At 68.7% G+C, this 10,895-nt stretch carries 10 protein-coding genes; 8 read left to right on the forward strand and 2 right to left on the reverse strand.

What is annotated here, in order from left to right:
- Positions 1 to 844 precede the first annotated feature (844 nt).
- Positions 845 to 2,068 carry a tryptophan--tRNA ligase gene (gene trpS / locus IMZ11_RS40940; protein ID WP_228648693.1) on the reverse strand — a complete coding sequence of 408 codons (1,224 nt, stop codon included), beginning with the start codon at positions 2,066 to 2,068 and terminating at the stop codon, positions 845 to 847.
- A 246-nt stretch (positions 2,069 to 2,314) separates the two neighbouring features.
- Positions 2,315 to 2,818 (reverse strand): hypothetical protein, encoded by a 504-nt coding sequence (locus IMZ11_RS40945; RefSeq protein WP_228648695.1) that lies wholly within the window; start codon positions 2,816 to 2,818, stop codon positions 2,315 to 2,317.
- 190 nt (positions 2,819 to 3,008) lie between these two features.
- Here IMZ11_RS40945 and IMZ11_RS40950 point away from each other — a divergent pair, with 190 nt between their 5' ends.
- The 8 genes from IMZ11_RS40950 to IMZ11_RS40985 all read left to right on the forward strand — a co-directional run.
- Entirely contained in the window at positions 3,009 to 4,412 is a 1,404-nt protein-coding gene (locus tag IMZ11_RS40950) for an LCP family protein (RefSeq protein WP_228648697.1), read from the forward strand.
- A gap of 88 nt (positions 4,413 to 4,500) precedes the next feature.
- The gene (locus tag IMZ11_RS40955; protein WP_228648699.1) at positions 4,501 to 5,880 is read left to right on the forward strand and encodes an LCP family protein; all 1,380 of its coding nucleotides are present in this window, start codon (positions 4,501 to 4,503) and stop codon (positions 5,878 to 5,880) included.
- Between the two features lie 110 nt (positions 5,881 to 5,990).
- Positions 5,991 to 6,998, forward strand: a complete 1,008-nt coding sequence (locus IMZ11_RS40960; RefSeq protein ID WP_228648701.1) for a sulfate ABC transporter substrate-binding protein — start codon at positions 5,991 to 5,993, stop codon at positions 6,996 to 6,998.
- A 142-nt stretch (positions 6,999 to 7,140) separates the two neighbouring features.
- The gene (gene cysT / locus IMZ11_RS40965; protein WP_228648703.1) at positions 7,141 to 7,986 is read left to right on the forward strand and encodes a sulfate ABC transporter permease subunit CysT; all 846 of its coding nucleotides are present in this window, start codon (positions 7,141 to 7,143) and stop codon (positions 7,984 to 7,986) included.
- A complete protein-coding gene (locus IMZ11_RS40970) occupies positions 7,979 to 8,761 on the forward strand; it encodes a sulfate ABC transporter permease subunit (RefSeq protein ID WP_228648705.1) in 783 nt (260 codons plus the stop codon). The genes cysT and IMZ11_RS40970 overlap by 8 nt, the downstream gene beginning before the upstream one ends.
- A gap of 1 nt (position 8,762) precedes the next feature.
- The gene (locus IMZ11_RS40975; protein ID WP_228648707.1) at positions 8,763 to 9,728 is read left to right on the forward strand and encodes a sulfate/molybdate ABC transporter ATP-binding protein; all 966 of its coding nucleotides are present in this window, start codon (positions 8,763 to 8,765) and stop codon (positions 9,726 to 9,728) included.
- A 12-nt stretch (positions 9,729 to 9,740) separates the two neighbouring features.
- The gene (locus IMZ11_RS40980; protein WP_228648709.1) at positions 9,741 to 10,133 is read left to right on the forward strand and encodes an Rrf2 family transcriptional regulator; all 393 of its coding nucleotides are present in this window, start codon (positions 9,741 to 9,743) and stop codon (positions 10,131 to 10,133) included.
- Between the two features lie 120 nt (positions 10,134 to 10,253).
- Positions 10,254 to 10,895: serine/threonine-protein kinase (locus tag IMZ11_RS40985; protein WP_228648711.1), on the forward strand; the 642-nt coding region annotated here is incomplete at its 3' end.

Genomic DNA, 10,895 nt, shown 5'->3' on the forward strand with positions numbered 1-10,895 from the left:
TCCGCGCGAGCTGACAGCAGCACACCACCCGAAACAACCATCCGATTACGCCTCCCTTCCCCCTCCGATCGCTAAGCCCACCGCAAATATATCGCTCACACGTTCTATAAACAACTCTCAGTAGTTACACATGTACCCTTTGTGCATAGACTGCTGAATGTCGTTTTCGAGGTTGGGCATTTGGTAAAGATGGGGCGGGAAGCGCCCGTATTCAGGGCCACCCCATTCAGGGCCACCCCATTCAGCGCCATCTCATTCAGCGCCATCTCATTCAGGGCCACCTCGCGCCCTTGTATTGCGTCTCGTCGCAGTCGTCTTCCTCCATGGAGGGGGCCAACCACTACGGGCGCCCGCCAGCGACAGCCCCATCCGGCTTCCGGCAGCACTCGGGCGGATGGAGAACACAGGATCGATGGGGCGGGCCTCACTCGCCGTTGGCCTTGAATACGGCAGGCGACCTCGAAGACGGCAAACGCGAAGACGGCGGGGCCTGACGACCGCGTGGTGCCCTGACGACGGCCGGCGACCTGAAGACGGCCCATGACCTGAAGACCGCGTGGTGCCCTGACGTACGGCCGGCGACCTGACGACCGCATAGTGCCCTGACGACGGCAGGGACTCGAGGGTGAGCGAGGTGCCATGAAAGCAGGTAGGCAAAGCTACAACTGGTGGTGACGAGGCCCTGAACGGGATACAGGACCTCGTCAGCCGTCGGTTTCCGCGAATCTCCGGCGCCTACGGAGGTCTCACCGTCGAGTGAAGACATGTGGCCCCTGAACCACTGCTGACTCTTGAGCCACTCCTGGACCCTGAAGCACTCCTGACCCTTGAACCACTCGGCACTTCAGTAGACGGTCTTCATGGCGGCCCGAACCTCTCCGAGCGTGGTCTCCGCGACCTCGTTGGCGATCTGGGTGCCGTCGTGCAGGACCTGCCGCACGAAGCCCAGGTCCTGGGCGTAGTCCGCGCGACGCTCGCGGATGGGGGCCAGGTACTCGTTGACGGCCTCGGTGACGGTCGCCTTCAGGGCTGCGGCCCCTCTGCCGCCGATCTCCGCGGCCACGTCGTGGGGGTCGCGGTCGAGGCACAGCGCAGCCAGGAGCACGAGGCTGGACACCTCGGGCCGGGCTTCCGGGTCATAGGTGATGTGCCGGTCGACGTCGGTCTTCGCCCCCCGGATCAGGCGGGCGGTCTCGTCGGCGCTCGCGGCCAGGCCGATCGCGTTGCCCCGGCTCTTGCTCATCTTGGTGCCGTCGGTGCCCAGCAGCAGCGGCGCGGCCGACAGCAGGGCGTCCGGCTCCGGGAAGACCGGGGCCGCGCCCGTGCCATACCGGTCGTTGAAGCGACGGGCGATGGTCCGGGTGAGCTCCAGGTGGGGAAGCTGGTCCTGCCCCACCGGAACCACGTCGGCCTTGCAGAACAGGATGTCGGCAGCCTGGTGGGCGGGATAGGTGAACATCAGGCCGCTGACCGCCGACTGCCGGGAGTGCGCGATCTCGTCCTTGACGGTCGGGTTGCGGCTCAGCTCCGACACCGAGACCAGGCTGAGGAACGGCAGCAGGAGCTGGTTGAGCGCGGGGACGGCGCTGTGCGCGAAGATCGTGGTCCGCGTGGGATCGATGCCCACGGCGAGATAGTCCAGGACCAGGTCCTCCACCCGCTCGTTCAGGCGGTCGGCGACGTCCCTGTCCGTCAGGACCTGGTAGTCGGCGATGATCAGGAAGGTCTCCACCCCGAGGTTCTGCAGCCGTACCCGGTTGTGGAGGGTGCCGAAGTAGTGGCCCAGGTGCAGCCGCCCCGTCGGGCGGTCACCGGTGAGCACGCGGAACCGCCCGGGTTCCCGGGGGATCAGCTCCTCCAGCTCGGCGCTGCGCCGCTGGGCCGCGCTCACACCGGCTCTCGTCTCGGCGATCGTCCCGCCGTTCGCCCCGTTCTCCCCGTTCGCCCCGTTGTTCCCGCTGTCCTGGGGGCTCGTGCCGCCGGGCGGGGGCAGTACGGGGGCGGGTGCGCCGGTCGCCGCGCTGAGCGCGGCGTCGGTGGTCGTCGATCTTTCGGTGACGGTCGTCATGAGGTTCTCCTGGCGTGTGGATGGTTCGCCATCCAGAGGAGGCCCCCTTGACCGGGGAGAGCATCGAAAAGGGCCGTCCATCCGAACGGCCCGGGGTCGTGCGCGAAAAGCGGCCGCTCCTACGAGGAGCGCCACCAGCTCAGACACGACGAACGATGCATGGGGGAAGCATACTTCCGCTTTCTCAGCGGGAACACCATGCCGCCTGCACAATGAGGATCCGGTACGGCACCGCCGTACCGGATCTCAGAGGTTCTGGGCCGGGAGGGCCGACCAGTCGATGGCCAGGCGCTGCGGGTCCGCGGGATCAGCCCAGATCTGGACGACCCTGCCAGGAAGGACGGCACCCATCAGGAGGCGCGGCAGGATCTGGCGGTGGTTCACGGGGTACGGCCGGCCGCCCTCGGGCTGGACCTGGAGATCGAAGGCGACGACCACCTGGTCGTTCACCATCGTCCCGGTGTCCCGCATCGCGGTGATCAGGGCACGGCACGGAACCCCGGTGCCGATCAGTTCCTGGTTGCCCGTGCCCATGAAGTCCTTCATGCGCCCGAGTACGCCGGTGGACGGCCCCTGGCCTCCCGCGAGCCTGGCGACGAACGCCGTCACACCGATGATCAGTAGGAACAGGCCGATGACGAAGATCGGTACGCCCCAGGACATGGTGGAGAGGGAGCTCATGCCGAATACTCCGCCGATGAGGAGGACGAGCCCCGCGGCGGCGGCGACGAGCAGCGCGTTTCGCGCCATATTTCACAACCTTTCGCCTGCTTCATACGTCACAGGGATAGGGACGCCCGCTTGACCACCGCTTGCAGCCTGGTTGCCAACATGGCGATACGCGGCGTTCAAGGTAGATCGCTACACTTTCCGCGATTTGCCGGTATCGGGCCCTCTGACGCGGGTGACAGCCCTCGTCCGATTCTCAGGAGTTAAGAACGTGGGTCTTGTCGACGTGCGTCCTGCGCTTCCCGTGGAGGAGCCGCCCGCACCGCCCGCCCCGCCCAAGTGGCGGGCCTGGTTGTGGGCGACATTGGCGGGCGTCCTCGGCGTGGTGGTCGGCGGCGTGACCTTCCTCGTCGGCGGATACGTCAAGCTCACCGGTAACGTCAAGCACGAGGTCGTGGCCAAGCAGGATCTGGGTCCCCGGCCCGTCAAGATCAGCAAGGCGATGAACGTGCTGATCGTCGGCTCCGACCAGCGCGACGGGGCCAACGCCAAGTACGGCAAGTTCGAGGGCGAGCGGACCGACACGATCATCCTCGCCCACATCTCCCCGAAGCGGGACGGCGCGATGCTGATCAGCTTCCCGAGGGACTCGCTCGTCCAGCTCCCCTCCTGCCCCGCGAAGAACGGCCTCCCCGGGCAGCGGGCGCACGTCGGCATGATCAACGAGTCGTTCAACTCCGGCGGCGTCGCGTGCACCTGGCGCACGATCGAGGCGCTGACCGACATCCACATCGACCATTTCGTGAAGGTGGACTTCACCGGGTTCAAGTCGATGGTCAACGCGCTGGGCGGCGTACCCGTCTGCGTACCCGAGGCGATCGACGACAGGAAGGCGCGGCTGACCCTGGCCGCCGGTCGGCAGGTGCTCCAGGGCGAGCAGGCGCTCGGATACGTACGGGCCCGCTACAGCCTCGGCGACGGCTCGGACATCGGCCGCATCCAGCGGCAGCAGATGTTCCTCGCCTCGATGGCCAAGAAGGCGATGAGCGGCGAGACGCTGACCGATCCGAAGACGCTCTTCGGCTTCCTCGACGCGGTGACCAAGTCGATCACCACCGACCCCGACCTCACCGTGGGGGTCATGAAGGATCTCGCGGTGAGCGCCGAGGGCCTGACCGCCGGGCAGATCCGGTTCGTGACCACGCCGTGGCGCTATTCCGTCACCAACCCCGGCCGGGTGGAGTGGGTCCAGCCGCAGGCGGGCCGCCTGTTCAAGATGGTCGCCGCCGACCAGATCAGCAAGGGCGTCAAGAGCGGCGAGCAGAAGATCCCGAAGTCCCAGATCCACATCATCGTGGAGAACGGCAGCGGCAGGCAGGGCACCGGCGCCGCGGTGGCCGCCGAACTGGAGCAGCGCGGCTACCACATCCAGAAGATCGTCACCGCGCGGAAGCAGTACACCAAGACGTTCGTCAAGTACTCCCCCGACGGCGCGAGCCGGGCTCCACGGCTCTACCGCGAGCTGGTGACGTCGAAGACCTACCTCGTGCAGAACGCGCAGACCCAGACGCTGGTCCTCGTCCTGGGCGCCGACTGGCGCGGCCTGAAGCCGCCCAAGACCCTGGACGACGTCGAGGGCTTCGACGCGACCCAGGACAGCTGCACGGCAAGCTGACCGCGATTCCACGGGTTCCGTTACTAATCTGTTATGACGCCTGCTCGGCGGGCAGTAGCGACGGATACCCGGACGTGGAGTGCTGCGGATGCGGACCGACTGGCGGAACCTCGGACAGGCGCTGGGGCTGACCCTCGCCTCGGCCATGGTCTGGGGGATCGCCCACCTGGTGGCGGGCCGGACCAGGGCGGGGCTCGCGCTCGCGGGCGCGTACACCGTGCTGCTCGCGACCGTGACCATGGCCGTCACGGCGCTTCGCCCCGCCCTGCTCGAACTGGCCGTACGGCCGAACTGGCTGACCGGTCTGATCATGACGGCGCTGGCGATCGGGTTCTGCTGGTCCGCCGTCATCATCTCCTCGTACCGGCTGGTCCGCCCGCCGGATCTGGACAAGGTGGAGCGCGGCATCGCGAGGGGCGTGATCTCGCTGCTGTGCGTACTCGTGATCGCCCCCATGGCGTACGCGGGCCGGCTGGCCTACGTGTCCAGGGACGTCCTGCTCACCGTGTTCAACGGCGGGGTGCCGCTGCGGCAGGACCCATGGGCGAGGAAGCCGCGGCTGAACATCCTGCTGGTCGGCGCAGACGCGGCGAAGAACCGTCCAGGGGCGCGCACCGACAGCATGACCGTCGCGAGCGTGGACACCCGTACGGGGGACACCGTGCTGTTCGGGCTGCCCCGCAACCTGGAACACGTGCCGATGCCCGCGGGCCCGGCCAGGAACGCCTTCCCGTGGGGGTTCTCCGGCGACGGCGACGAGACGACACCCGGGCTGCTCAACGAGGTGTACCAGTGGGCCGAGGACCATCCGGCGATCGTCCCGGGAACGCATCGGGACCGCGGGATGCGGCTGCTCAGGGACACCGTGGGCGGGATACTCGGCGTCCACATCGACTACTACGCCATGCTCGACATGAAGGGCTTCGCCCAGATCATCAACGCGATGGGCGGCGTCACGGTCACCATCAGGCAGAACATCCCGTACGGACTGGAGGGCGGCGTGCTGGAGGCGGGCCGGCGCCGGCTCGACGGCCAGCAGGCGCTCTGGTACGGCCGGTCGCGCACCGACAGCGACGACTATGTGCGGATGGGACGGCAGAAGTGCCTGCTCAACGCCGTCGCCAAGCAGGCCGATCCGATGGCCGTGCTGCGCGGCTTCGAACGGATCGCGGACGCGACCAAGCGGTACGTGACGACGGACGTGCCGCAGAGCATGCTGCCCGCGATGCTCGACCTCTCCGAGAAGATCAAGAGCGCGCACATCCGGAGCCTGCAGTTCGTGCCGCCGCTGGTCAACACGGCCGATCCCGACTGGGACCTCATCCGGCGCGAGGTCGGCAAGGCCCTGCGCCCCCAGCATCCACGGGACAAGCATCCGCGTCCCCGGCATGCTCCCCGGTGGTCGCCTCACACGTCGAAGGGCACGTCGTCGCCGGGCACCGCGCAGTCGCTGGACACCATCTGCTGACCTAGCCGCCCACCCTTGGCACAAAACCTACCGGGCTTGACGGGAATATCACCATGGGCTTCAATATCTGCTAAGCCGACTCATTTAGTAGGAAAAGCAGGGAGAAGCCCATGAGCGTTCGCAGGCTACGGGGGATCACGGCCGCCGTCATCGCGACCACCGCCCTGGTCACGGCCTGCGGGGGAGGCAGCGGTTCCGGGGGGGACGGCAAGGTCAAACTGGCGCTCGTCGCCTACTCCACCCCGCAGGCGGCCTTCACGGACATCATCGCCGCCTTCCAGAAGACGCCCGAGGGCAAGAACATCACCTTCACCCAGTCGTACGGAGCCTCCGGCGACCAGAGCCGGGCCGTGGCGTCCGGGCTGAAGGCCGACCTCGTCGAGTTCTCCCTCGAGACCGACATCACCCGCCTGGTCAAGGCCGGGCTCGTGGCCGAGGACTGGAACAGCGGCCCCACCAAGGGCATCCTGACCAAGTCGATCGTGGTCATCGGCACCCGCAAGGGCAACCCGAAGAGCCTCAAGACCTGGGACGACCTGATCAAACCCGGTGTCGAGGTGATCACGCCCAACCCCTTCACCTCGGGCGCCGCCCGCTGGAACCTGCTCGCCGGATACGGCGCGAAGTCGGACAAGGGCGCGAACCAGGACGCCGGGCTCGCCTACCTCGACTCGCTCCTGCACAACGTCCCGGTCCAGGACGACAGCGGCCGCAAGGCCCTGCAGACCTTCACCGGCGGCAAGGGCGACGCGCTGCTGACCTACGAGAACGAGGCGATCTTCGCCCAGCAGAACAAGCAGGAACTGGAGTACGTCGTCCCGGACGCCACGCTCCTGATCGAGAACCCGGTCGCGGTCACCAAGAACTCCGCCCACCCCAAGGAGGCCGCGGCCTTCCTGAAGTACCTCTACTCGGTCGAGGCACAGACGATCTTCGCCAAGAACGGCTACCGCCCGGTGACCGACGGCGTGAGCGGCTTCACCTGGCCGAACCCGCCACAGCTCTTCACCATCGAGGACATCGGCGGCTGGGACAAGATCACCAGCGAGTTCTTCGACGCCAAGACCGGCAAGGTCGCCGAGATCGAGCGCAAGCTCGGCGTGGCGACCGAGAAGTGACCGGCCCGGGAAGCGACCGGCCCGGGAAATGACCGGCCCGAGAAGCGACCGGCTCCGAACGATCTCCCCAGAACGATCTCCCTGAAATGACCGACCCGGAATGACCGACCCGGAATGACCGACGCGGAGTGATCGGCTCAAAGTGACTGCGGAAACCGCCACCCGCCCCGCTCCCCCGCCGCGCGCGGGGGCGCGGCGGCGCGCACGCATCTCCGGGGGCACCGCCCTCGGCCTCGGCTCGGCCGTGCTGTACCTGAGCCTCATCGTGCTGATCCCGCTCGCCCTCGTGGTGTGGCGGTCCACCGACGAGGGGCTCGGCTACTTCTGGAGGGCGGTCACCACGCCCGACGCTTGGGCCGCGCTCACCCTGACGATCGGCGCCTCGGCGATCGTCGCGCTCATCAACCTCGTGCTGGGCACGATCATCGCCTGGGTGCTGGTCCGCGACCGCTTCCCCGGCAAGGGGATCGTGGACACGCTCATCGACCTGCCGTTCGCGCTGCCGACGATCGTCGCAGGCCTGGTCCTCCTCGCGCTGTACGGCCCGGAGAGCCCGCTGGGGGTGAACCTCGCCTACAGCAGGGCCGGAGTCGGCCTCGCGCTGCTCTTCGTCACGCTGCCCTTCGTCGTCCGTACGGTCCAGCCGGTGCTGATCGAACTGGACAAGGACATGGAGCAGGCGGCGGCCTCCCTCGGTGCGAGCCCGTTCCAGACGTTCCGGCGGATCATCCTGCCCAACCTGGTGCCCGCGATGTTGTCCGGCACCGCCCTGGCGTTCACCCGGGCGATCTCGGAGTTCGGCTCGACCGTCCTGATCTCGGGCAACCTACCGTTCAAGACCCAGGTCGCGGCGGTCAACATCTTCAGCCAGATCGAGGGGGACAACACGACGGGCGCCGCGGCGATCTCGACCGTCCTGCTGATCGTGGCCCTGGTCGCGCTGGTCTCGCTCGACCTCCTGCAACGATGGGGGAGCCGCCGTGGCTAAGTACGGCCTGCGTACGATCGCCGTCGCCTACCTGCTCTTCCTCCTGGTCCTCCCCGTCGGGTTGATCGTCTGGAGGACGTTCGGCGACGGCCTCGCCCCGTTCGTCGAGGCGCTGACCTCGCCCTCGGCGCTGCACGCGTTCCGCGTCACCCTCGAAGTCGCGCTGTGGGCGGTCGTCGCCAACACCGTCTTCGGCGTCGGCGCGGCCCTCCTGCTGGTACGGCACGAGTTCCCCGGGAAGCGACTGCTCAGCGCGTTCATCGACCTGCCGATGGCCGTGTCCCCCGTCGTCGTCGGGCTCGCGCTCATCCTGCTGTACGGCAGGTTCTCCCCCGTGGGCGGCCAGTTGGAGAGCTGGGGCATCCAGATCATCTTCTCCACGCCAGGCATGGTGCTCGCCACGGTGTTCGTGGCGTTGCCGCTCGTGGTCCGCGCCGTCGTCCCCGTCCTCGAGGAACTCGGCGACGAGCAGGAGCAGGCCGCCCACACCCTCGGGGCGAGCCGCTTCCAGACGTTCCTCCGCATCACGCTCCCCGGCATCCGGTCGGCCCTGGCGTACGGCGTGGTGCTGTGTCTGGCCCGGTCCCTCGGCGAGTACGGCGCGGTCGCCGTCGTCTCCGGGCGCCTGGTCGACCAGACCCAGACGCTCACGCTGTTCGTCGAGGAACGCTTCCAGAACTTCGACCAGCCGGCCGCGTTCGCGGCGGCCACGGCGCTCGCCCTGCTCGCCGTCGTCACCCTGCTGCTCACCAGGCTCCTGCGCCCAAAGGACTGAAATGGCCATCGAAGTACGCGACGTGAACAAGTCCTTCGGGACCACCCCGGTGCTGCGCGATGTCTCCATCGACGTCGCCTCGGGGTCGCTGACCGCGCTGCTCGGACCGAGCGGCGGCGGGAAGTCGACCCTGCTCCGCGTCATCGCCGGGCTGGAGCACCCCGACACCGGCACCGTACTGATCTCCGGTGTGGACGCGACCCGGCTGTCGCCGCAGCGGCGCAACGTGGGGTTCGTGTTCCAGCACTACGCCGCCTTCAAGCACATGACGGTCTACCGCAACGTGGCCTTCGGTCTGGAGATCCGCAAGCGGCCCAAGGCCGAGATCCGCAAGCGGGTCATGGAGTTGCTCGAACTCGTCCATCTGGAGCAGATGGCCGACCGGTACCCGTCCCAGCTCTCCGGTGGCCAGCGCCAGCGGATGGCCCTGGCCCGCGCCCTAGCCGTGGAGCCGGAGGTGCTGCTGCTCGACGAGCCGTTCGGCGCCCTCGACGCCCAGGTGCGCAAGGAGCTGCGGACCTGGCTGCGCCGTCTGCACGACGAGGTCCACGTCACGACCGTTTTCGTCACCCACGACCAGGAGGAGGCGATCGAGGTCGCCGACACCATCGTGGTCCTCGCCGACGGCGCGGTGGAGCAGGTCGGCAGCCCGGGGGACGTCTACGACAATCCGGCCAACCCGTTCGTCATGCGCTTCCTCGGCCCGGTCACGGAGATCGGCGGCAGCCTCGTCCGCCCGCACGACATCGAGATCACCGCCGACCCCCGGCCGGGCAGCAGCGAGGCGACGGTCGCCCGCGTCGTCCGGCTCGGCTTCGAGGTCAGGGTGGAGCTCCAGATCGGCGACCGAGACGCCTGGGTGCAGGTGACGCGCGGCGTGGCCGAGCAACTCGCGCTGAACCCCGGCGACACCGTCAACGTGCGGCCCAACCCGGGCTCGCGGTCGCTGGCCCTTACCGGGGCGTGACCCCTACGGCGCATGCGGCTTTCCGCCCGTACCCAGTACGCCCTGCGCGCCGCCGCCGAACTCGCGGCGGCGCCACCCGGTCCCGTGCCCGCGGAGCGGATCGCGACGGCGCAGGACATTCCCCGCAGGTTCCTCGACAACATCCTGCTGCAGCTCCGCAGGGCCGGTCTGATCAACAGCCAGCGCGGACCCGACGGCGGCTACTGGCTGGCCAGGCCCGCCGACGAGATCTCCCTGGCCGACATCATCGTGGTCATCGAAGGCGTGTGGCCGGAGAGCGAGCGGTTCCCCGGGGTCGCCGGGCCGCTCGCGGGCGTCTGGACCGCCCTGCGCGAGCACGAGCGGACCACGCTCACCGAGATCACTTTGGCCCATATAGCGAGCGGGTCCCTTCCGCCCCTTTGAGGCATGTCCCCGGGATCGCCGGCCCGCCGACGGCCACCACGGCAAAGATCCACAGAACGCTCCCTAGTTGTGCAAGACTCCCGATCCAGTGATATTTGCCCTTGTGCAGAGGCAGGCAGGATGGGAACTCCGGGGCAGCTGATCGTCCGGCGCTACCGGCTGGTGCGTGCTCTCGGCCAGGGCACGACCGGCGTCGTCTGGGAGGGACACGACAGCCTGCTCGACCGGCCCGTCGCCGTCCGCGAGGTGCTGCTCCCCGCGGGACTGCGCGAGAGCCGCCGCCTGGAGATCCTCCGCCGGCTGGCGGCGGAGGCGCGGCAGGCCGAACGGCTCCACCACCCGAACATCGCCGCCGTGCACGACTTCGCGGAAGAGGACGGCACCCCGTACATCGTCATGGAGCTGGTCCGCTCCCGCTCGCTCGACGGCCTGGTGGCCGGCGACGGGCCGCTCCCCGTCCCGCGCGCCGCCACGATCACGCGCCAGGTCCTCGCCGCGCTCTCCTACGCGCACGCGGCCGGGGTACGGCACGGCGACGTGCGACCGGCGAACGTGCTCCTCGGCCACGACGGCCGGATCCTGCTCGCCGACTTCGGCGTGAGCGTGCTCGCGGGCGACCCCGCGTTCGCGCGGGAGGTTCCCGGCCGATCCCCGGCCCACGGAGATCCGGTCAGCGCCGTCCGCGGCGCGGCCGCGTTCCTCGCGCCCGAACGTGTGGACCGCGGCGCCCCCACGAACGGCCCCACCCAGGCACCCGCCCAG

This window comes from Microtetraspora sp. AC03309 (genome assembly GCF_020826795.1).
GTDB classification, from domain to species: domain Bacteria; phylum Actinomycetota; class Actinomycetes; order Streptosporangiales; family Streptosporangiaceae; genus Microtetraspora; species Microtetraspora glauca.

Coding starts and splice junctions, on each gene's coding strand:
- IMZ11_RS40955 (WP_228648699.1), top strand. CDS start 4,501: ATGCGGACCGACTGGCGGAACCTCGGACAGGCGCTGGGGCTGACCCTC.
- IMZ11_RS40945 (WP_228648695.1), bottom strand. CDS start 2,818: ATGGCGCGAAACGCGCTGCTCGTCGCCGCCGCCGCGGGGCTCGTCCTC.
- trpS (WP_228648693.1), bottom strand. CDS start 2,068: ATGACGACCGTCACCGAAAGATCGACGACCACCGACGCCGCGCTCAGC.
- IMZ11_RS40980 (WP_228648709.1), top strand. CDS start 9,741: ATGCGGCTTTCCGCCCGTACCCAGTACGCCCTGCGCGCCGCCGCCGAA.
- IMZ11_RS40975 (WP_228648707.1), top strand. CDS start 8,763: ATGGCCATCGAAGTACGCGACGTGAACAAGTCCTTCGGGACCACCCCG.
- IMZ11_RS40960 (WP_228648701.1), top strand. CDS start 5,991: ATGAGCGTTCGCAGGCTACGGGGGATCACGGCCGCCGTCATCGCGACC.